Below are 23,013 nucleotides of genomic sequence, written 5' to 3'. Positions count from 1 at the left end.
TAAGTTTGCCCTTATTGTCTGAGTTTTTACAACAATAATAAACTTCAGTATTTGTGAAAGAAACTACAAATGCTGCTTTATCTTTGTGACATGGTAACAAAATACATATCACTTCTGCTAATTGTCTTGCTGAATGTACCAACATTTAGTAAGTGGAGTGTTGTTATTTATTACCAAGTCAACAAAAGCTCCATTGCTAAAGAGCTTTGTATAAATCGCAATAGACCACAATTACACTGTGATGGGAAGTGTTTTTTGGCAAAAAAATTAAAAGCTGCTGACGAGAGAGAGCAAAAATCTACTTCAGATAAGCTTGAAAAAATGCAAGAAATAACCTTGTTTTTCCAGAAAATAGAAGCTGGGCTAACAGGTGAAAGTAGAGTATTTCGAAACCTTATTGCTATCAACTATTTTTATATCGAACCTTTCTTAAGAGCTTGGGCTTTGAGCATTTTTCACCCTCCCCAATTTTAACTCAAATATTTTTGTAACGTTACATCGACCATCTAAAGTGGTTATTGTCCAGCTATGGACATAGGTAATGCTATTGTCTATTTGGTATGTTTTCTTAGTGGCTATTTACTTAGTAGCCACGGTAGAAGATATATCCAGATGGTTACTTTTATTAATACTCAATTCATTAACAACTTATGAAAGTTTCTCGAAAAAAAGCCCTACAGTCTCTTGTGACTGGATTTGTTGCTGTGCCAAGTCTTTCACAGGCTAATACCAATGCTGAATTATCAAGATTTAAGGAAGAATTTTCCGAAGCATGGAAAAGCTCAAAAAAATACACGTTGACGATTTACAATCAAATGCCAGAAGAGAAGATGGAGTTCAAATATACACCAGAATCCTTCTCATGGCGTACACAGTTCGTGCATTGTATCGTGTTTACGACAGCTCAATTGTGTGGACGTTTGAATATTCCCAATCCTAACGAATCAAAAGAAAAGAAGCAAGGCTATTGGAAGACTTTAACAAAGACAGAGCTCGAACAGGAATTGATAGGCTTTTATGGCTGGGTCGAAAAAGTAGTTACTGAGACTCATACTGAAAAACTTTTGCAGATGGAGAATTATGCAGGAGGACAAATACCGATTTGGCGTTTGTTCTGCGCTCTCGAAAATCACATTATTCATCATCGAGGACAAGCCATTTGTTATTTGAGACTCAATGGCGTAACACCAGAAGGTTATATTGGTTGGTAAATATTACATCATTAATTATAAAACGATATTCAAATGAAAAAACTATTTTTTTTATTACTGACATTATTAGGAGCGAGTAATTTGTTTGCTCAAAAAACAACTTCGTTGAGCATCAAATTTGACAATTTTATAGGAAATGACCCCGTCGAACTTAATACGAAATCCTACAAAAATCAAGCGGGTGAAGATTTCAACATTAGTCTTCTTCAATATTATGTAAGTAACATACAGCTTGTCAAAAAGGATGGTTCTGTATATACTGTTCCTCAGGATGATTCGTATTTTTTGGTTCGTCAGAATCGTCCTGAAACCCAAACTATTACCTTGAAAGATATTCCCCAAGATAAATATGTAGGAATCAACTTTATAATTGGCATTGATAGTGCAAGAAGCGCCGCCGAAATCGGTTACAGAAAAGGTTGTTTGGATGTTGCTGGTGACGCTCAAGATATGTATTGGGCATGGAACTCGGGTTATATTTTTGTCAAAATGGAAGGTTCATCGCCTCAATCAACCTTGAAAGAAAACATCTTTATGTACCACATCGGTTTATTTGGCGGTATCGGTGACAAAAAAACCTTGAACAACATCCGTAATGTAAGTTTAGCTTTCAACAAGGAAACCATCAAATTAAAGGCTGGGAAAGTTGCTCCTGTCATTCGTATCAAAATGGACGCCTCTAAAATTCTCAATGGCGAAACCACAGTAAGTATCGCCAAAAATCCTTCGGTTATGGGTGGTCCATACTCAGCTAAAATTGCTGAAAATTACAAATCCATGTTCTCTTATAATGGCATTGGAATGCCTGCACCAACCGAAAAAACTAGTTTAGGATTGAAATAATATTGTATAATGAAAAACAAGATTTATCCAACACTATTACTGCTGTTTGGGCTTATGGTGTTGTTCTCGTTTAAAAGAGTGAGAGGAAATGACGATGAAAACTTATTTGCAATTCCTTCTAATTTTCCAAAACCAACTTACCATTTTAAAAGTAATCCACTAACCGCCGAGGGAGTAGAGTTGGGTAAAACCTTGTTTTATGATGCCATTATTTCTTCAGATAACACGGTAAGTTGCGGCAGCTGTCATCAGCAATCGGCTGGATTTACACAACATGGACATGCGTTTAGTCATGGAGTTAATGACTTACTGACTAAACGTAATTCTATGCCTTTGTATAATTTGGCATGGTCGACCAGCTTTGGTTGGGATGGGGGCGTTCATGATTTAGACTTATTTGCTATTTCGCCAATTACTAATCCTGTTGAGATGAATGAAAGTATGGCTAATGTGCTAGATAAACTCCGAAAGTCTCAAAATTATCCTTCTCTTTTCAAAAATGCTTTTGGTTCAGAAGAAATCAATACCGAACGCTTTTTAAAAGCACTTTCTCAATTTATGCTTACCATGGTTTCAGCCAACTCCAAATACGACCAGTATATGCGTTTGGAGGGAGTTGAACTAGATGAAAAAGAACTGGCTGGCTTGGAAATTTTCAAGCAAAAATGCGCTTCATGTCATGCAGGTGAACTTTTTACCGATTATTCTTTTCGCAATAATGGACTTGGTGTTGCCAAAGTAGAAGACCTAGGTCGTTTTGAGGTAAATCAACAAGAATCAGATAAACACAAATTTAAAGTGCCGAGTCTAAGAAATCTGGGATATACAGCTCCTTACATGCACGATGGTCGTTTCGAAACGCTTGAACAAGTGCTAGACCATTACGCTGGGAAAGTAGTAAAATCTGAGTATTTAGATCCTATTCTACAACAAAATGGGAAATTAGGAATTAGCTTAAATTCGGATGAAAAGATGAAAATTATCGCATTTCTGAAAACCTTGGATGACGACTATTTTATCAAAAAAGAGTCCTTTTCTGAAAGTTCTTTAAAAACAGTTATTCCTAAAAAAGATATTTTAGACGATGTCAAAAAACTGTCTTTTGGCAACGAGAAACATCAACTCATCATGAATGAGAGTTTGGTACTATATCTAAAGTTGAAAGATGCTATTCTTAAAAAGGAGACGAACAAGGCAGCCGTTTTGGCTAATAAACTTACCTTATCGTTGGATAGAATTGAGAGAAAGAATCTGGATATTGCTTCAAGAGTTTATTTCGATAAAGTGTTTCAAGGAATTGCCTTCGATGCCGATCACATTATTGAAGGAAAAGCCCTTGCTGAACACCAATTTGATCATTTTGGCGAATTATCCGCAAATATGTTTAGGTTAATGTCTTCTTTTAAACCATCAGACAAGCCCTTGTTTTATTATGAAAGTTCGGAGAAAAAATTCTCATGGCTCAGTAATTTATCCAATGAAGAAAGTACTCCAACCATTAAGCAATATCAATTCAAGGATTTGAAAAAAAGAGCCCTCTTGCCTTAGATTGAAAAACAACTTATACAAACTCTCAAGATTTGAAACAGATAGTAACCTTTTTATTGGCGATACTCATTTTCTTGCAAGTGCTTTGCAAGGTTGGTATCTACCTATCTTTCAAAATCAATCAAGACTACATTGCAAAAAATCTTTGTGAGAATCGTAATAAACCGAAAATGCATTGTAATGGAAATTGTCAGTTGATGAAAAAACTGAAAAATTCCGATAAAGAAGAACAAAAACACATACCACAATCGCTTAAAGATAAATTTGAAGTGTTGTATTGCCATGACTTCCAATGCCTCTCATTATGTACTCTGACTTACTTTTTCGTACAAAGAAAAGACTTGTATGGAGATAAGTCTTATGACCTTACTTCTTTTCATCCTGATATTTTTCAGCCTCCAAAACGTATTTTGATTTAATATTTTCTAGGAAAAATTCAAATAAAATCAATGCAATTGTCCGCTAAGGTTTGCATTGATGATATGCTATGTGCATATCTCTTAACGAGGAAGTTCCATATTCAATCAAATTATAAAATGAGTTTCAAAAATATTATCGTCATTATTCTATGCCTTTGGGCAACTAGCAGTTTTGCTCAAAAAATACAAGGAACAATTAAGTCTGAATCAGGAGAGGTTGTTGGCTTTGCAAATGTAGCAGTGTTAAATAGTTCTTTAGGAACAGTTGCTGATAAATCAGGGAATTTTGCTATTCCTTTGAAGAAAGGTAAATATGAACTTCAAATTAGTGCTGTTGGTTTTGCATCGAAAATTGAACAAGTGGAAATAATAGATAAATCCCTAATATTAAACATCACTCTATCTGACAACACTCAAACATTGGGTGAGGTAGTCATTACCGCTGACAAGATTGAGGCTAGTTTACAAAAAACGCCTTTGGCTGTAACCTCATTAAATGCCAAACAATTAGAGGAATACAGAGTTTGGACAATCAATGACCTAACGGCATTGGCACCAAGTACCTTCACGGTAGAACATGGAAATAGTACAGGTTCTAGTTTTTTGAACATCAGGGGCTCAATGGGCTTTTCAAATGACCAAGCGGTGGCTACTTATGTCGATGGCGTTTATCAATTTGACTACTTCTCTGCGCCACTCAACTTCAGTAATATCGAACGAGTTGAAATTTTGAGAGGGCCTCAAGGCACGCTCTACGGTAGAAATGCCTTTGGAGGAGTACTCAATGTAATTACCAAAAGACCAACTAATAAGACTAGTGGTTTTGCCGAAATTGACTTAGGAAATTATGGCCAACAGCGTTATAGCGTTGGTTTTAATACGCCTCTGATCAAAGATAAACTTTTTGTCAATGCTGGATTCCAATCAAACGGTCGTGGGGCAATCTATGATAATCCTACACAGAATACAAAGGAGTTTGATCAACATAATGCTTATATCGGTAATATTAATCTAAAGTACCTTGTATCAGACAAATGGACTATCGACTTGAACACCAGATATGAAAGTGACAAGGACAAAGGGGCTTATCCTTGGGCTGCTACAGACAGTCTTGCCAGAGCAAATCCTTATACTGTTTACGGAAATTGGGATAACACCGAACGTAGAACCAATTTCAATACCTCTGCTGCTGTGAAATATTATGGTAATAACTTCAATTTTACCTCGATTACTTCTTTTGTAGATTATCACATTTGGCTCCCAGGACGATTTGATTTTGACTTTAGCCCTGCTGAACTGATTAGCTTCACGACTTGGACAAAGCAAAATCAATGGACACAAGAATTGCGTTTTTCTTCTCCCGCAAATACAAACAGATTGAAATGGACAGTAGGTTCTTTCTTGTTTGGAGAAAAAACCACGAATGGTAGTACCACTTATTATGATAAAGATTACGCATTACTCGACCCTAGTGCTCCCTATTCGTCAATTGCCAATGGTAGAAGAAATGCCTTTGGTATAGCTTTCTTTGGTCAGGCTACGTATGCTATCACGCCAACATTTGACCTTACGGTTGGTACAAGATATGACATAGAACACCGTGAACTTACCCAAAATTCAGCGTTTGAAAAAGGTGGTGTTGTAACGCCTTTGACCACAGATAGCACTGCCAAGAAAACATTTAATGCCTTTACGCCAAAGGTAATTTTGAGTCAAAAGTTGACAGAAAATTCGATGATTTATGGTTCGTATGCCAAAGGGTTCAGAGTGGGAGGTTTCAATTTTGGAAACGTAACAAATCCTACCTACAATCCTGAAAAATCAGATAATTATGAGATAGGCGTTAAAAATACATTCCTGAACAACAGACTTAAAATCAACCTTACCGCTTTCTATTTTCAACAAAAAGACCAGCAAGTTTCTACCTCACAAGACGGCATAAACTATGCTACGCTCAATGTAGGTGACATGGATAATTATGGTTTGGAATTGGAGGTTGCAGCACTTCCTATTAAAAATTTACAGATTGATTGGACTGCCAGCACATCACATAGTGAGTATAAAAAATTAGAGCTTTTTGATGCAATTTCTAATTCAGTAATAAATTACAAAGGCAACAAAGCCATTAATAACCCTGCTTTGCAATCTATGTTGGCGGTTCAATACGGCGTGCCTTTATCAAAATCGGTTCAAAATCTCAAAGCCTTCGTCAGAGGAGAGTTGAGATACATTGGAGAGTATCAATTGGATTTTGTAAATGCCTATCACCAAAATGCTTACAGCATGATTAATGCCAGAGCGGGTGTTACTAGCAACCATTTTGACGTGGCTATTTGGGCACGTAACCTCAATGATGTACGATATATGGCTTTCGGTTATGGGTCTTATATGATGGGTATGCCCAGAATGTGGGGTATAACTGTAACAGGAAAGTTTTAATGCTTCATTACAGTAGGGTTAGATTTAACTAGGTCCTACTGTAGTTGTTGTATTTAGTGATGGTGTTCTCTTGAGCACAGATATGCTAGAGACTTGGCCCTTACGGATAGGAAAGAAACATTTATCATTGGTAAAGAATCATATTCGGCTGATTTTTACAAGAAGATTTCTTAAATTGAAGTATTTATATCGTTAAACCAATTCCGAATAAAACATGGAAGAACAACATTTGGAGAGTTCTGATTTTTTGAAAGATATAGTTATTGGTATGTCCGACGGTTTGACGGTACCCTTTGCATTGGCTGCGGGTTTGTCAGGAGCGGTAGCTGATACTTCGATTGTTACGACGGCAGGTATTGCCGAAATTGTAGCAGGCGCAATAGCGATGGGCTTAGGAGGTTATTTGGCTGGACAGACCGAGGTAGAACATTACGAAGCCGAATTGAAACGTGAATACGAAGAAGTCGAAAAAGTGCCCGAACGAGAAAAAGAAGAAGTCCGAGAAGTGTTTGCTGATTATGGTCTCGATGCCAATATGCAAGAAGCAATTGTGGAGGCATTAGCAAAAGACAAAGACAAATGGGTCCATTTTATGATGAAATTTGAGCTAGGTCTTGAAAAACCAGACATCAATCGTGCTAGAAACTCCGCTGCCACTATTGGTATTTCCTATGTAATAGGAGGGATTATTCCATTGAGTCCATATTTTTTGGTCGATGATGCTATTTTAGGACTCAAATTCTCTGTGGCGATTACTTTGTTGGCATTGTTCGTCTTTGGATTTTTCAAAAGTAGAATCACAGGTCAACCTCCATGGATAGGTGCATTCAAGGTAACATCTATCGGTGCTGCTGCTGCGGCGGCTGCCTTTGGCGTTGCAAAGCTATTTGGATAATTCTCTTCAGGTTATAGGTTAATAGTGTAACTGGTATTAGAAAAGTATTCAGGCTTTTTTAAATTGTAAAAAAGAAGATTTGAAAATGAGTAAAGTTTAGAGCTCATTTTCAAATCTTCCAATTCTCCAATTTAAACTAGTATCCTATCGCTGTGTCGTCTGCTCTAACATCGGCGCCACCTTCATACTTACCATTGGGCAAAAGTAGGATACAATCCATACGACCAATCGTGTTCTTTTGTGATTCTATTTTGTAACCACGACCTAACAATTTTTGTAAGGTTTGTGGAGTAAAGGCTCCTTCTTCAAATGTTGTTCTATCGGGTAGCCATTGATGATGAAAGCGTAGCGCATCTACCGCCTGTTGCATATTCATCCCATGCTCTACTACGTTTAAGAATACTTGGAAAACAGAAGTAATAATAGTTGAGCCTCCTGGTGTACCAAGAATCATAAATAATTTGCCATCTTTCTCCACAATGGTAGGAGTCATTGACGACAACATACGTTTATTAGGAGCAATAGCATTGGCTTCGTTACCTACCAAACCATACGAATTGGGGTGTCCCGGTTTGATAGAAAAATCATCCATTTCGTCATTAAGTAAAAAACCTCCACCAGCAACTACGACTTTGCTACCATAAGAGTTATTCAAAGTGGTAGTAATAGACACCGCATTGCCTTCTTTATCGGCAAAAGAAGAGTGGGTTGTTTCCATACTTTCATAGCCCGCAATAGCACCGCCTGAAACTTTTTTACTATCTGTGGCTGCATCGAAGCTAAAATCATTCCAGCGTTGTTTTAAAAACTCTTGACTTAACAATTCTTTTTGAGGAACTTTTACAAAGTCAGGGTCGCCTAGCCACTTAGCACGATCAGCAAATACACGACGTTCAGCTTCAATCATTACTTGAGTCGTAGAGTCGGTGTGCCATCCCCATTTTTTCAAGGGATAATTTTCTACATATTTTAAAAGTTGCATTAATGCAATACCTCCTGAAGATGGAGGAGGCATGGTAATTACTTTTAAATCTTTGTACGTTTCAACAATGGCATCACGCCAAACAGCATGGTAGTTATCCAAATCTTTTTGAGTGATAATTCCGCCACCTTTATTCATTTCAGCCAATAAAAGCTTGGCTGTTTCGCCTTCATAAAAGCCCTTACGACCTTCTGATTGAATACGACGTAGGGTTTTTGCTAAATCTTTCTGAATTAATAACTCGCCTTCTTTCCACTCAGACCCATCAGGTTTTAGGAAATACGTTTTTCCTGGGTTGTATTTCAATAAGTCGTCTTTAATTCTGTTTAATCCACGAGCTTCACGGGCAGTAAGCGCCACACCATTTTCGGCTAAGTCAATAGCAGGTTGAAGGACTTGTTTCCAAGATAGCTTTCCAAAACGCTTGTGTGCTTGTTCGAGACCATCAACAGCCCCTGGTGTTCCACTTGCCAAGTGACCATACCAGCTTGGCTGACCCGCTTTTACATCGCCTTTTTCGTCGAGATACATATCTCTGCTGGCTTTTTCGGGAGCTTTTTCACGGTAGTCTAACGTATAAGTATTCCCTTTTTTGTCACGAAATACCAAAAATCCTCCACCGCCTATATTGCCTGCAGCTGGGTGAACCACCGCTAGGGCAAACTGCGTTGCAATAGCTGCATCAATGGCGTTTCCTCCTTTTTTCATGATTTCAACTCCCACTTTTGAAGCTTCTGGGTGAGTAGCTGCTACCATACCATTTTGTGCATAAACAGGTTCTTTTTTAGCGACAAAAGGAGAAGCATTAGGATCATCATTTAAAAATTGATAAAAACCCTGATTTTCTTTGGCTTTGCTGATAGGAGAGGGCGTATTGTTAACTTGTACAGCAGGGGTTTTACAACTCCATATAAGCCCTAAAGTTGTCGAAGAGAGTAAGACAATGTGTTTAAATTTCATCATGATGAAGATTGGTTTTTAATTAACAAGCAGAAAGTACAAGAAGTTATTCGTTATCATTAGTAGGAAGTAAATTCCATCGATTCTGATAATTCATAGACTTTCTTTTTAGTTAAGGTAACAAGAAACACTCTTTTAGAAGATTCCTATATATCCTTCAAATATACAAAAAGCCCAAACTCTTTGAAGAAGTTTGGGCTTTAATTTCAAGACAAAAGTATTGAGACGTCTATTACAAAATTTTATAAATATCAACAGAGTCGATTTTGTCTTTTAACTCTTTGATATTGATACTCGATTTGATAGCAGCATCTTTCTTTTTCTTCTTTGATGTCAAATCTTTTATTAAATCGTCATACACCATTTGGGCATTTTTTTCACCCACAGCCTCGATAATATTATTGCCTTTGGCTACATTGATGGCTTGTTTTACTTGCTCAAAATAACGAGTTTCGAGGTCAAAATAGTTATCATGAATCCCAACAAAACGATTACAAAGTGATTGTAAGTAATCTAAGTTGTTGTTGACATGACGTACATCTAATTCAGATTGCAACAATTCTCCAAGATTTACTTTACCATCTTTTCCTGTATATTTTTTTTCAATTTCTGTAATTTTTTTACGCATCAACTCTGGCGTAAATTCTCCCATTACATAATTGAAATAGTCATCAATGGTTTCATCTCCACGAATCTCTCTTGGATTGAAGCCTATTTTCTGACCGTCTTTTTTGAATTTTTCTAAAACATCAAGTTGTAATGTTTCCAAAAGAGTGACCGTTTGTGAACTCGAAGTAGCGTTAGTTAGGTTAGCTTTGTCCAAAGCATTATAAAAACCAGTATAACGTTGAAGTTCTTTTTCAAACTCTTTGATTTTGTCAAAGTTTACCTTTTTGTCTTGTACACCTGCCGCGTATGCTACATTTACAGCCGCAGTCGAAAGATTCACCGCTTGTGAAGCATAAGGAATCAAACCTACGATAGGACTATCTTTTAAACTTTTGAGAACGGATACAAAACGCTCATTTTTCTCTTTTTTATCGAAAATTGCCTTGTTTTGAGCTGTTTTAAGAATAACCTCCTCAAAAGAAAAACCTAAGGGTCCTTTTTCGACACTACTGAGTTTTTTGATATAACCTTGATAATCTTGGTTGATTACCTGTGATTTTAGGTCAATAATATCATCGCTCAGAATTTTATATACCTCTGCACTTTTGACCAAATTTGTACGGATTTTCTCCCACTTTGTACGGTCAGTGAGCGATTGATTTTTAGAAATATCGTTCAAAGAAACGCTTTGTAGTTCGATACGTCCTTTGAGATTTTCATTTTCGTTTTGTAGCTTAACCAGATTATTCTGAATGTTGACAATCAAGGAATCAGAATAAATTTGAGCGTTAATAGTTGTTGTTAAGCCAAAGAGGATCAAAAAAAGGAATGAGAATGTTTTCATCGTGCTTTACCAGAAATAGTTTTGGAATTTTCCCATCAAGAACGGAATGCTTATTAATTAATTGTCAAAGGTCTAAATTCCTTAGCATTTTTTATCTTGCTTTATCAAGTATTCTTATATTGATTATAAGATAAACTGGAAAAGTTATATTTATGCTATTGTATTTATACTCAATAAATGGTAATCGTTGGAAAGACCTATTAGTTAAAACAAGGTCTTAATTGGGCAATTCCTGATTTCTAATGGGAGAGAAATAGCTCTATATTGTTAACGATTAGATAAACGTTTTTTGTTCATTCAATAGAAATGTTTGAGTAAAAGGATTTTCGAAAAAGAACAACCAAATCTCCAATGGCGTTAGCTTTATTGCTTATAGCTATAAGTAAGTATCTGTTATTTAACTATTTCCTCAAAATGAAAGGGTTGGTAGATAATGAAAGAAAAGTAGAATGTTTAAGAAAAACTAACGATATATTTGGATAAAATTGATATTCTTAAAATAAAATTTGCTAAAGTATAGAAAGACGTCATTCTTTAAAAGAAAAGAATTGAGATAAGCTCGATAGGCTATAAAAAATGCCGTATCTTCTAGAAAATGATTCTAAATAAAATACAATTATATTTGTTAATGCAAAAAACTTGGGATACCTTTGTACCCGTTATACAAAAACATCCGCACGTCTCTGTGTTCGCTTCTTGGCATGAAGCAATTTCCAATCTCGAACTGTTATCAGTTTAAATCGGTTTCTCCAGAGCTTTAACGGATGTTTCGGGCATCATTAAAGCAAATTTTAACAATCACAATTTTGTCGTTTTTGACCAAGCCATAGATAGGGATTTTCACCATTCTGTTCAGGACGAATGAATGGCAGACATCTCTGATGCCTTGTAACTAAGGTTACGTCAATTACCGACATTTCGAAAAACAATGAGTCAATTATTAAGATTCGACGAACTTTCATTATCACAAGAAGTTCAACAAGCGGTAGCAGATATGGGTTTTGAGACAGCATCTCCAATCCAATCTGAGGCAATTCCATTCATTCTTGAAGGTCGCGATGTTATCGGGCAGGCGCAAACAGGTACTGGTAAAACAGCTGCTTTTGGTATTCCAATTGTAGAAAAAGTAATTCCTTTCGAAAAGGTAGTTCAAGGTTTGGTTCTTTGTCCTACTCGCGAGTTGGCGGTTCAAGTAACAGAAGAATTAAAAAAACTTGCAAAGCATAAAAAAGGTGTTTGGGTTACTACGGTATATGGTGGTGACTCTATCGAACGCCAAATCAAATCATTGAAGGCAGGTGCAAACATCGTTGTAGGTACACCTGGTCGTGTAATTGACTTGATTGAGCGTCGTGCCTTAAAATTAGAAAATGTTAGTAAAGTAGTTCTTGATGAAGCAGATGAAATGTTAGACATGGGCTTCAGAGAGGATATTGAAAGCATCTTACAAGAAACACCAGAAGAACGTCAAACTATTTTCTTCTCAGCAACGATGTCGAAGCCTATTATGGCCTTGACTTCTCGTTACCAAAACGACCCTAAATTGGTGAAAGTTGTGAAGAACGAAATTACTAACGCCAATATCGAACAACTTTACTATGATGTAAAAGGTAAGGCGAAAATGGAGGTAATGACTCGTTTGATGGATTTCTATTCAGTAAAATTATCATTGGTATTCTGTAATCAGAAGAAAAGAGTTGACGAAGTAGTAGAAGAATTACAATTGCGTGGTTATGCTGCTGAAGGTCTTCATGGTGACTTGCGTCAAGCTCAACGTACTAATGTAATGTCTAAATTCCGTTCGGGTGTTGTAAACGTATTAGTTGCAACAGACGTAGCGGCTCGTGGTTTGGACGTAGACGACGTAGATGCGGTATTCAACTATGATGTGCCTTTAGACGAAGAATATTATGTACACCGTATTGGTCGTACAGGTCGTGCTGGTAAATCTGGTAAGGCATTTACGATGATTGTTGGTGCTGAGCGTAACCGTCTTCGTGAAATCATGAATTACACTAAAGTGAAAATTGACAAAGGTGTAATTCCTTCATTCTCCGACGTAGTAGGTGTGAAAAAAGGAATGTTTATCGACCGTGTACGTGGAGCTATCGAAGAAGGTGATTTAGAATTGTTCGAAGATGTATTACAAGCACTACAACATGCAGGTTATTCTACAGAACAAGTAGTTTCTGCTTTGGTGAAAATGAACATGGGTATCACGAAAAATGAATTCGCTGACGAAAACCTAAGCGGAGAATTTGATCGTCGTGACCGTTTCAACAACAGAGATAGAGACAATAGCGGTCGTCGTGGTGAAAGTCGTTTTGAAAGAGGTGGTCGTGATGATCGCCGTGGTGGACGTTCTGAGCGTGGTGATAGCAGAGATAGAGGTGGTCGTTCGGAAGATAGAGGTCCTCGTTCTGACAAACAAGGTCGTCCGTACCGTCGCGATGCAAACATGGTAAGAATGTTTGTTAATATCGGTTTCAACGAAAAAATCTCTCCAGCGAATATCGTAGGTGCATTTGCAGGTGAATCTGGAATTCCAGGTAACGTCTTAGGTCAAATTGATATCTTTGACAAATACTCGTTTGTAGATGTTCCAAAAGAATTTGCAAACACTGTATTGAACCGTATGGAAGGTGCTTCTATCAAAGGTAAAAAAGTAAATGTAGAGATTGCAAAGCCTAATAACTAAGCAATTAATTCATATAGATTGGAGGCCGCTGTGAAAACAGCGGCCTTTTTTATTTTCTATATTTCTAGCTATACTTTTAGTAATAAAAAAATATAGTAAAATATGGTTATTTTGTTTAAATTTATAACTATTTTTATCAAATTGTTATTTATAACAATTTAAATGCTTATTATTGGCTCAATAAATTAAAGTAAATTTTAGCATATAAAGTAATCGAGTTATTATTTGGTAAAAATAGATACTTGTAGAATATAGCATTGGTTTTGTTGATTTGAGTAGAATTATATTTTGAGATAAGTATAAATACTCAGCTTCTAAGAGTTACTTTTAAAGACCTCAAATGTCGACAAAGGAGTAGTAATTATCGATTTGTTTCTATTATTTGTATATACGACTACTAAAAATAGAGTCAAAAATGTGATTAAACTTATTTTTCGTTGTATTTTTAAAACAATTTTAAATAAGTGGCATATAAATAATTGTTAAACTAATTGTTAATGTATAATTTCACCTCAGTTTAGAAAATCAAACACATACAAAATCAAACTAAAGTCAGTTTTAATCATCAACAAATTATATTCCGTAAACTGCATGAAAGATAGAATTCTATAACATGCTTCAATAAAATCTTTGAGCCACAATCAGTGCTACAAAGTAAGCTTAAATGTATCGCCTTAACTGTTACACAAGCTTCCCGATTGTTTTGATACTATATTCCAGATAAGTTCGGTCTTTGTTGAAACTATCAAAGATACCTTAACCTGTTCTTATCATTCCTTAGTATCAATTCCCCAAGTCATAAAAATTGGCAACGCTACTTCTTTCGCTGTAGCATTGATTACTCGTTGATTTCAACGTGGTGATTGTTTGGCCTCTCTTTACATTTTGGATTTAGTTTTAATAAATATAAATCAACAATTGTCAGGTAAAAACGTCAACAAGTAAAACCCTTTTATTGCATGAAAAAGAGACTTCTACTTACCATGCTGTTAGTGTTTTCTGCGAGCATAATCTTTGCTCAAAGCAAAATAACAGGTAAAGTCACAATGGCCGAAAATGGCTCAGATCTTCCAGGAGTTAGTGTATCTGTGAAAGGTACTACTCGTGGTACAACTTCAGCTGGAAATGGTAATTACACCATCAATGCTTCTCCAAACGAGACCTTGGTATTTACTTTTGTAGGTTTCAAGCCACTTTCAATCAAAGTTGGTAACCGTTCTGTTATCGATGTTCAGTTAGAATCAGATGTTTCTGAGTTGAGCGAGGTTGTAGTAATGGGTTACGGTTCACAAAGTAAAAAAGTAATTACTGGTGCTGTAACATCTGTTTCTGGTAAAGAAATTGCAACTCAGCCAGTTCAATCATTTGACCAAGGTTTACAAGGTCGTGTTTCTGGTGTGAATATCACAACTCCAAACGGTGTATTGAACAACGCTCCAGTTATTCGTGTACGTGGTACATCTTCAATCAACCAAAGCTCGTCACCTTTGATTGTAATTGATGGGATGCCAATCAACTCTGGTGATGTTTCTGCGGGTGGTTACACTGTAAATAACCCTTTAGGTGATATTAACCCATCTGATATTGAATCAGTGGAGATTTTGAAAGATGCCTCAGCTACTGCTATCTATGGTTCAAGAGCTGCTGCAGGTGTAATGTTGATTACTACGAAAAAAGGTAAAGAAGGTAAAGCAAAATTGTCTTATGACACTTGGGTAGGTGCAACTCAAACATTCAGAAGATTCAAAATGTTAGATGCTCAACAATTTATGGACATCAAGAATGAAGCTTCTAGAAACGCTGGCTTGGCTGATCAATTCTTCCCTTCCTATAATGCAGATGGTAGTTTAGTAAATACAAATTGGTATGACTATATCTACCAAACTGGATACTCTCAAAGCCATAACTTGAGTTTGAATGGTGGTAACAAAGATACGAAGTACTCGTTCTCAGTAGGTTATACAGATCAAAACGGTATGTTGAAGAAAAACACATTTAGCCGTATGACTGGTCGTATGAACGTGTCTCACCGTTTGACAGACTTTATCACAATTGGTTCGAACATTACATACGCTAATTCATTCAACCAAGCACCTAACACTGGTACTACTGGTGCTTTCTCAACAGGTGGTTTAGGTCGTTTGCCATTGGTATTGGCTCCAAACGTGTCACCATATAACGCTGATGGTTCTTATAATATCAACAGATCTGCTAACAACTTAGGTTTAGGTAAAAACCTTGTTGGTCCTGGTGGTTACTATAACCCACTTCCAGATTTGGAATTGAGTAAGTTTACTTCAGAAAATGCTCACTTGATTGCTAACATTTTTGCTGACTTTAAATTGTACAAAGGTTTGGTATTCAGAACGTCTTACGGTATGGATAACACTCAAATTGAAGATATTCAATTCTCAAACCCAATCCATGGTGAAGCTGGTACTACAAACGGTTCTGCTTATAACACATACACTAATATCAAGCAGTGGAACTGGCAAAACTATTTGACTTATGATTTCAACGTTGATAAAAACAGCTTTACTGTTGTAGTTGGTACTGAAGCACAAAAATTCACTATCAACCGTTGGGGTGCTGGTCGTACAGGAGTATCTGATCCATTCTTTACTTCATTCCAAGGTAGCTTTGTAAACAACGTAGTAGGTAGCAACTACCAATCACAAAACGGTTTATTGTCTTACTTCGGTCGTTTGAACTATGACTTCGACAAGAAATACTTAGCTTCATTTACATTACGTAGCGATGGTTACTCTGCTTATGCAGTAGGTAACAAATGGGGTAGTTTCCCTGGTGCATCATTAGGATGGCGTTTATCAGAAGAAGCTTTCTGGAAAGGTTCTTCAATCAGCAACACAATCAATGAATTGAAATTGCGTGGTAGCTGGGGTCGTGTAGGTAATACAGGTGTAAGTGATTTCGCTTCTTTGAGTTTATTTGGTTCTGGTTTATATGGTTCTACTCCAACATGGGCATTTGCACAAGCAGGTAACCCTAACTTGAGATGGGAACAAAGTACTAAAGTTGACGTAGGTATTAGCTATGGTTTGTTCAAAGACCGTATCACTGGTGAATTGAACTACTACCAAAACAATATCACAGACCTAGTATTGGCTGAGCCACAAGCTCCTTCACGTGGTGTACCAAACAACTCAATCAACACAAACGTTGGTTCGATGGTAAACAAAGGTGTCGAATTTACTTTGAACGCTTTGGTGTTAGAGAAGAAAAACTTCACTTGGAATGCTAACCTTAATATCTCAACTAACTCAAACGAGGTTTTGGCGTTGGCTAATAATAACGCTGACATTATTGCATCAACTGGTGGTTTGGAAAGTTCAAATATCGTTCGTGTAGGATATCCTGTAGGTAGTATTTTCGTAATCGAAACAAGAGGTGTTAACCCTGCAAACGGTCAACGTATTTTTGTTAACGCAAAAGGTGAAGAAGTACAGTATTCTCACCCAGGAAAATGGACTTATGTGAAAGATGGCTCTACTGCTCCAGCTATCACAGGTTCTGACCGTAAAGTATGGGGTACTGGTATGCCAACTTTCTTCGGTGGTTTCGACAATACATTCAAGTATAAGCAATTTGATTTAGGCGTGTTCATGCAATTCTCAGGAGGTAACTATATTTACAATGGTACTAAAGCTGGTTTGCGTGATCAACGTGCATGGAACAACCACACTGAAATCTTAAACCGTTGGCAAAAAGCTGGAGATGTGACTAACATCCCACGTTTGGTATTCGGTGATAACGTATCTAACGGTTCTGCAAACCCTATTTCTGAAAACGTAGAAAAAGGAGACTTTATTCGTATGCGTAATATCTCTTTGGGTTACACATTCAAGAAAGGTTTGTTAGAAAAAGCTAAAATCTCTAGTGCAAGATTGTATGCTCAAGTACAAAATGCATTCTTGATTACTGGCTACACAGGTGCTGACCCTGAGATCTCAACTAACCGTGGTTCAAACATTGCTCCTGGTGTTGACCGTAACTCTACGCCACAGGCGCGTACTTACACAGTAGGTCTTTCGCTTAATTTCTAATTTTAAATTGATTATACGATGAAAAAATATATAAACGTAGCTTTTAAAAATGCAGGGAAGACACTAAAAGTATCTGTGGCTGCTCTCATGATGTTGACGGTAACGGTTTCTTGTACTGAAAAAGAGTTACTTGAACCAACTCCTATTACATCATTGTCTGATTTACAGGCATTTGCAACACCTGACCGTATTTTGGCTCAAGTATATGGCTTGTATGGTAGTGCTAAGTCTGGTCAGTTGTTTGGAGGTCGTTATTTAATTTATAACGAAATCCGTGGCGAAAACTGGTTGAACGTTACATCAAATGGTGTGACTGGTTTACAAACTTGGAACCACACCAACAACTCGTCTTCAAACGAGCCGACTAACATGTGGAATGCAGCCTATCTTGCTGTAAACCGTGCAAACTTGTTTATCGAAGGTTTGGATAAAAATCCAAATGTAGTAGATGCAACAACGACTTCTCAATACAAAGCAGAAGCACGTTTCTTGAGAGCATTGATTTATTTTTCTTTAGTAAATACTTATGCTCAACCTTTCAATAAAGATGCAGGTGCTAGTCTTGGTGTACCTTTGCGTTTGAAAGGTGAAGTTGGTAGCGGAAACAACAATTTGAAAAGAAGTACAGTAGCTGAAGTATATGCTCAAATTTTAGATGATTTGAACTTTGCAGAGCAAAACTTGCCAGCTTCGTATTCATCTGCATTGTTGAACACAACTCGTGCTCATAAAAACTCTGCTATTGCTTTGAAGACTCGTATCTACTTACAAATGAGCAGATGGAGTGATGTAGTAACTGAAGCTAATAAAATCGTTTCAACAACTTCTCCATTCAAAGCATCAACAGGTGTAGCAAATGCGCTTCAAGCAAATATTGCTTCGGTTTTTGCAGCTCCTTATACAACAGTGGAGTCTATATTCTCATTCCCAATGGGTGATAATGACCTTCCAGGTACTCAAAATGGTTTGCATAGTTACTATGTTCCTGTAACTGGTATTGGTGACTATTCATTGAATCCAGCTGGTGTTGTAGGAAACCCTGCGTTTACTGCAACTGATGCTCGTAGAACCAATTTTATCAAAAATGATATCGCTGGTGATGGTGGTCGTATCCGTTTGCTTAAATTCCCTACGGGACCTGTTCACAAAGATTTCGTTCCAGTAATTCGTTACTCAGAAGTGTTGTTGAACTTGGCAGAAGCGAAAGCTCGTTTGGCTGGTACTGCTGTTGATGCTTCTGCATTAGCATTGTTAAATGCCGTACGTGGCCGTTCTACTACAGCTTATGCTGCTGCTGATATTGCAACAGGTACAGCTTTAGTAAGTGCAATCTTAACAGAAAGAAACATCGAGTTCTTAGGTGAAGGATTCCGTTCGATTGATTTACAACGTAATTTGTTAGCTCTTCCTGCTAAACCAACTGTTGCTGCGATTCCAACAACTTCGCCAGCATATATTTGGCCAATTCCTCAGACAGAGATTAACGTAAATAAAGATTGTTTACCAAACCCATAATTTGGTGAGTAATAATTTAAAAGAGGTTATCCGAAAGGGTAGCCTCTTTTGTTTTGTAGCTAAATGAACAGATTTTGGCTCAATCTTGAAGCCAATCATCATAAATTCATTTTTTCCTTCCAATATTTGTAAGAAATTCACCCTTTAAAATAAAAACTAAATTTATGAAACAACTTCATCGATTACTGAGTGCTCTTGCACTCCTATGTTTACTTTTTCCCGCCACGGCTCAGCAGTCTATTAATTGGAACAAAGGTGGAAGCGATTATACTACTTTGGAAGCGAATCAGATCGTTCGTATCAACCCCATTACTGGACAAAAAGATGTGGTAATTGCCAAAAATTTACTTACTCCTAAAGGTGCCAATGACGAACTCAAAGTTCGTAGTTACAGCTTTTCGGAAGACAACCAAAAAGTTCTTATTTATACTAACACTAAAAGAGTATGGCGTTATGATACAAAAGGAGACTACTGGATTCTGGACCTCAAAACCAACCAGCTTTCACAACTAGGAAAAGGATTTGATACCTCTTCTTTGATGTTTGCCAAAATTTCACCAGATAGTAAATCTGTAGCTTATGTTTATAAAAACAATATTTATGCAGAAAATATCGCAACGCATAAAATCACTTCTTTGACTAAGGATGGTACAAAAAAACTCATCAATGGTACATTTGATTGGGCTTATGAAGAAGAGTTTTCGTGTAGAGATGGCTTCCGTTGGAGTCCTGATAGTAAGTCGATTGCTTATTGGCAAATAGATGCTAATACAATTAGAGACTTTTACATGATTAATAATACTGATTCAGTTTATTCAAAAATTGTCCCAGTTGAATATCCGAAGGCTGGTCAAACACCTTCTTCGTGTCGTATAGGCGTAGTGTTATTGGCAACATCGCAAACCAAATGGATGAAACTTCCTGGGGCTACTAATAATAACTACATTCCAAAAATGGAGTGGGTACCTAATACCAATAAGCTGATTATTCAACAATTGAATCGTAAGCAAAATGTATCTACTTTGTTTATAGCTGAAGCACAAACTGCTGCTACCACAGCTATTTATAAAGAAACAGATGAAGCTTGGGTCGAATTTAACAATCGTTCAGGCGAAAGCGTAGGTTGGGATTGGTTAGACAATGGAAAATCGTTTTTGTGGATATCTGAAAAAGATGGTTGGAATCATGCCTATAAAATTACTTTGGATGGAAAAGAACAACTGTTGACGCCTGGAGATTTTGATGTGATTGACATTTTGAGTTATAGCGAGCAAAATAATAAAATGTATTACACTGCTTCACCGGATAACCCTCGTCAACGTTATTTGTTTAGTACAACTTTGGACGGACAAGGCAAAAGTGTTCGTATTACACCAATGACACAAAGTGGTACACACTCGTATGAAATTTCACCAGATCAAAAAATGGCTTTTCATTCATTCAATTCAAGCCAAATTAGCCGTATGAGTGAGGTGGTTAATCTTCCTGACCACAGTGTGGCGGGTGGCAAAGAAGGAATTGAAGCTAAACTTTCAAAGGTACGCTTGGCTCAACGTCCAATCGAATTTTTTGATATTCCGATAGAAGGAGGCGTGAAATTGAGCGCTTGGATGGTAAAACCTGTTAACTTCGATTCTACCAAAAAATACCCTGTGGTGTTTTATGTGTACACTGAGCCAGCAGGAGCCACAACCAAAGACGAATATTATACAGGTCGTAATAACCTTTATCAAGGTGATATGGGTAAAGATGGCTATATCTATGTATCTATCGACGGACGTGGAACGCCACTTCCTAAAGGACGTGCGTGGCGTAAGGCAATTTATCGTAAGATTGGTCAAATCAATATTGCAGACCAAGCAGCAGGGGCGAGTTATTTGTTGAAAAGACCTTATATGGATAGCTCTCGTGTAGCAGTTTGGGGATGGAGTGGTGGAGGTTCTACTACGCTAAACCTATTGTTCCAATATCCTCAAATATACAAAACAGGTATTGCGGTAGCTGCGGTAGGCAACCAGTTGACTTACGATAATATTTATCAGGAGCGATATATGGGATTACCACAAGAAAATAAAGAAGATTTTGTGAATGGATCACCAATTACTCATGCTAAAAACTTGCAAGGACATTTATTGTACATCCACGGTACAGGTGATGATAACGTACATTATCAAAATGCAGAAATGCTATTGAATGAATTGATTAAGTACAATAAACAATTCGAGTTTATGGCTTATCCAAACCGTTCACATGGTATTAGTGAAGGAGAAGGAACGAGCAAACACCTTTCAACACTTTACACTAATTATCTGAGAAAATATTGTCCTCCGGGCGGAAAATAAGTGCTAAGTGCACGAAGATATTCACAATAAATATGTTCTACACCTATGATACAGTTAGTTTTTCACCAAAAAAAGCCCAAAAACTACAGTTTATCGAAATTATTGGTTGAATCCACCTAGATTAAGTAAGTTTGTTCAATCAAGGGTCAAAAACAACGACGACACTTTCTTAGCAATAGCATTAGATTACAATAGATATAGATAAGCAACCTAACCACTTTATAAAAATTCTTCGGTCTTGCCGAAACTACCTAACCACTCTTAAAATTTTAGTAATAAAACAAAACCACAGAAACTTTTCCTTAATGACATAAATTGGCATTTAAGTTGTGGGTATTTTAAGAAGTAACAGTAGTATGTATAGAATTAATTGTACAAAGTTGTGAGTAAAGCTTATTTAGATTCGACCATTATTTTACCAACACTAATACCACAAGTAAAAGCAAAGTGTAGTAATGCTCCTCGCCAACTCATTAAACTGCATTATCTAATCTCTCTAACACAATGAAAATTTGTCAAAGTACCTATCGCTCAGACGCTTGGGAGAGTATAAGAATCGATGAAGGTTTCTCTTCAGAAAAAGCACAATTAGTCATCGTATTTGGAGAACGTAAGTTATTCGAACAAATGCAAGTTTATTCGAAAGTACGTGAGGATTTTCCACATGCTGAAATAGTGATTAACTCTACTGCAGGAGAGATTTTTAATACAGGGGTCGAAACACAAACTATTGTGGTTACTGCTCTACAATTTGAGAATACTCAAATCAAAACAACACAAATCAGCATTAGTGATACCAGTGAGAGTTATCAAGCCGCTTGCCAGTTGGTAGAGGCTTTACAAGCCGATGATTTGGTGCATATCATGGTTATATCTGATGGTGGTGTGGTAAATGGTAGTGCGTTAGTGCGTGCACTCAACGAACATACATCTCCACATGTTACTGTTACAGGTGGATTGGCTGGCGATGATGATAGATTTGAGAAGACTTTAGTGGGGCTAAATGCCGAACCTTCCGAAGGAAAAATCATTGGAATTGGCTTTTATGGAAGCCACCTACGTATAGGACACGGAACGATGGGAGGTTGGGATGTTTTTGGTCCTGAGCGTGAGATTACTCAATCACAATATAATGTACTGTACTCAATTGGAGGAAAACCTGCGCTTGAGCTTTACAAAGAATATTTAGGCAAATACGCAAAAGACTTGCCTGGAGCAGCATTGTTGTTTCCATTGTCGATGCGAGTAGATGCCGACTCAGCACCAGTTGTGCGTACTATCCTTTCTATTGACGAAAAACAACAGAGTATGACCTTTGCTGGAGAAATTCCTAAAGGTGCTTTGATTCGCTTTATGAAGGCTAATTTCGATAATCTACTTGATGCCTCCTCTGAAGCAGCTGAAAATGCGCTTCAATCGCTTTCATTTAAGCCTGAATTAGCGATTTTGATTAGTTGTGTTGGTCGCCGATTAGTTTTAGGATACCGAACCGAAGAAGAACTAGAAGCAGCCCGTGAGGTGTTTGGTCCTGAGACCTGTATTACAGGATTTTACTCGTATGGGGAAATATCGCCGTTGATGGCCGAAGCCAAGTGTGACCTTCACAATCAAACCATGACTATTACGACATTTACAGAGATTTGA

14 protein-coding genes are annotated in these 23,013 nt (G+C 37.1%); 12 read left to right on the top strand and 2 right to left on the bottom strand.

Annotated elements, in window-relative coordinates; genetic code table 11:
- Positions 1-90 precede the first annotated feature (90 nt).
- From GVN22_RS16810 to GVN22_RS16780, 7 genes are all read left to right on the top strand, one after another.
- Positions 91-474 carry a hypothetical protein gene (locus GVN22_RS16810; RefSeq protein ID WP_166552175.1) on the top strand — a complete coding sequence of 128 codons (384 nt, stop codon included), beginning with the start codon at positions 91-93 and terminating at the stop codon, positions 472-474.
- 176 nt (positions 475-650) lie between these two features.
- Positions 651-1,211, top strand: coding sequence for a DinB family protein (locus GVN22_RS16805; protein WP_166552174.1), 561 nt, complete (start codon positions 651-653; stop codon positions 1,209-1,211).
- Between the two features lie 33 nt (positions 1,212-1,244).
- Positions 1,245-2,054 carry an MbnP family protein gene (locus GVN22_RS16800; protein WP_166552173.1) on the top strand — a complete coding sequence of 270 codons (810 nt, stop codon included), beginning with the start codon at positions 1,245-1,247 and terminating at the stop codon, positions 2,052-2,054.
- A gap of 9 nt (positions 2,055-2,063) precedes the next feature.
- Complete coding sequence (locus GVN22_RS16795) at positions 2,064-3,602, top strand: cytochrome c peroxidase (RefSeq protein WP_166552172.1); 1,539 nt, start codon at positions 2,064-2,066, stop codon at positions 3,600-3,602.
- 197 nt (positions 3,603-3,799) lie between these two features.
- Positions 3,800-4,021: a hypothetical protein gene (locus GVN22_RS16790; RefSeq protein WP_166552171.1), complete on the top strand. Its 222-nt coding sequence runs from the start codon at positions 3,800-3,802 to the stop codon at positions 4,019-4,021.
- 117 nt (positions 4,022-4,138) lie between these two features.
- A complete protein-coding gene (locus tag GVN22_RS16785; protein WP_166552170.1) occupies positions 4,139-6,460 on the top strand; it encodes a TonB-dependent receptor in 2,322 nt (773 codons plus the stop codon).
- A gap of 214 nt (positions 6,461-6,674) precedes the next feature.
- Positions 6,675-7,355, top strand: coding sequence for a VIT1/CCC1 transporter family protein (locus tag GVN22_RS16780; RefSeq protein WP_166552169.1), 681 nt, complete (start codon positions 6,675-6,677; stop codon positions 7,353-7,355).
- 136 nt (positions 7,356-7,491) lie between these two features.
- Here GVN22_RS16780 and ggt read toward each other — a convergent pair whose 3' ends face one another.
- A complete protein-coding gene (ggt, locus tag GVN22_RS16775) occupies positions 7,492-9,300 on the bottom strand; it encodes a gamma-glutamyltransferase (RefSeq protein ID WP_240915685.1) in 1,809 nt (602 codons plus the stop codon).
- Positions 9,301-9,529: 229 nt separating this feature from the next.
- A complete protein-coding gene (locus GVN22_RS16770) occupies positions 9,530-10,750 on the bottom strand; it encodes a hypothetical protein (protein ID WP_166552168.1) in 1,221 nt (406 codons plus the stop codon).
- 928 nt (positions 10,751-11,678) lie between these two features.
- On the opposite strand from GVN22_RS16770, the gene GVN22_RS16765 reads away from it, so the two are divergent.
- The 5 genes from GVN22_RS16765 to GVN22_RS16745 all read left to right on the top strand — a co-directional run bounded on the left by GVN22_RS16765 (position 11,679) and on the right by GVN22_RS16745 (position 23,013).
- Positions 11,679-13,448 (top strand): DEAD/DEAH box helicase, encoded by a 1,770-nt coding sequence (locus GVN22_RS16765; RefSeq protein ID WP_166552167.1) that lies wholly within the window; start codon positions 11,679-11,681, stop codon positions 13,446-13,448.
- A 959-nt stretch (positions 13,449-14,407) separates the two neighbouring features.
- A complete protein-coding gene (locus GVN22_RS16760) occupies positions 14,408-17,512 on the top strand; it encodes a TonB-dependent receptor (protein ID WP_166552166.1) in 3,105 nt (1,034 codons plus the stop codon).
- Between the two features lie 18 nt (positions 17,513-17,530).
- A complete protein-coding gene (locus GVN22_RS16755; protein ID WP_166552165.1) occupies positions 17,531-19,027 on the top strand; it encodes a RagB/SusD family nutrient uptake outer membrane protein in 1,497 nt (498 codons plus the stop codon).
- Between the two features lie 164 nt (positions 19,028-19,191).
- A complete protein-coding gene (locus GVN22_RS16750) occupies positions 19,192-21,369 on the top strand; it encodes a DPP IV N-terminal domain-containing protein (RefSeq protein WP_166552164.1) in 2,178 nt (725 codons plus the stop codon).
- A 504-nt stretch (positions 21,370-21,873) separates the two neighbouring features.
- Entirely contained in the window at positions 21,874-23,013 is a 1,140-nt protein-coding gene (locus GVN22_RS16745) for an FIST signal transduction protein (RefSeq protein WP_166552163.1), read from the top strand.

This window comes from Cellulophaga sp. BC115SP (assembly GCF_009905545.1).
Classification (GTDB): Bacteria; Bacteroidota; Bacteroidia; order Cytophagales; family Spirosomataceae; genus Flectobacillus; species Flectobacillus rivi.
The sequence above is the reverse complement of the archived record's forward strand: the minus strand, read 5'-3'. Positions and strand labels throughout refer to the sequence as shown.

Bases quoted from the DNA above. Each gene is read 5' to 3' on its own strand.
- GVN22_RS16745 (WP_166552163.1), top strand. From the start codon at position 21,874: ATGAAAATTTGTCAAAGTACCTATCGCTCAGACGCTTGGGAGAGTATA.
- GVN22_RS16750 (WP_166552164.1), top strand. From the start codon at position 19,192: ATGAAACAACTTCATCGATTACTGAGTGCTCTTGCACTCCTATGTTTA.
- GVN22_RS16770 (WP_166552168.1), bottom strand. From the start codon at position 10,750: ATGAAAACATTCTCATTCCTTTTTTTGATCCTCTTTGGCTTAACAACA.
- GVN22_RS16800 (WP_166552173.1), top strand. From the start codon at position 1,245: ATGAAAAAACTATTTTTTTTATTACTGACATTATTAGGAGCGAGTAAT.
- GVN22_RS16805 (WP_166552174.1), top strand. From the start codon at position 651: ATGAAAGTTTCTCGAAAAAAAGCCCTACAGTCTCTTGTGACTGGATTT.
- ggt (WP_240915685.1), bottom strand. From the start codon at position 9,300: ATGATGAAATTTAAACACATTGTCTTACTCTCTTCGACAACTTTAGGG.
- GVN22_RS16795 (WP_166552172.1), top strand. From the start codon at position 2,064: ATGAAAAACAAGATTTATCCAACACTATTACTGCTGTTTGGGCTTATG.
- GVN22_RS16810 (WP_166552175.1), top strand. From the start codon at position 91: ATGGTAACAAAATACATATCACTTCTGCTAATTGTCTTGCTGAATGTA.
- GVN22_RS16790 (WP_166552171.1), top strand. From the start codon at position 3,800: ATGAAAAAACTGAAAAATTCCGATAAAGAAGAACAAAAACACATACCA.
- GVN22_RS16765 (WP_166552167.1), top strand. From the start codon at position 11,679: ATGAGTCAATTATTAAGATTCGACGAACTTTCATTATCACAAGAAGTT.
- GVN22_RS16780 (WP_166552169.1), top strand. From the start codon at position 6,675: ATGGAAGAACAACATTTGGAGAGTTCTGATTTTTTGAAAGATATAGTT.
- GVN22_RS16785 (WP_166552170.1), top strand. From the start codon at position 4,139: ATGAGTTTCAAAAATATTATCGTCATTATTCTATGCCTTTGGGCAACT.
- GVN22_RS16755 (WP_166552165.1), top strand. From the start codon at position 17,531: ATGAAAAAATATATAAACGTAGCTTTTAAAAATGCAGGGAAGACACTA.
- GVN22_RS16760 (WP_166552166.1), top strand. From the start codon at position 14,408: ATGAAAAAGAGACTTCTACTTACCATGCTGTTAGTGTTTTCTGCGAGC.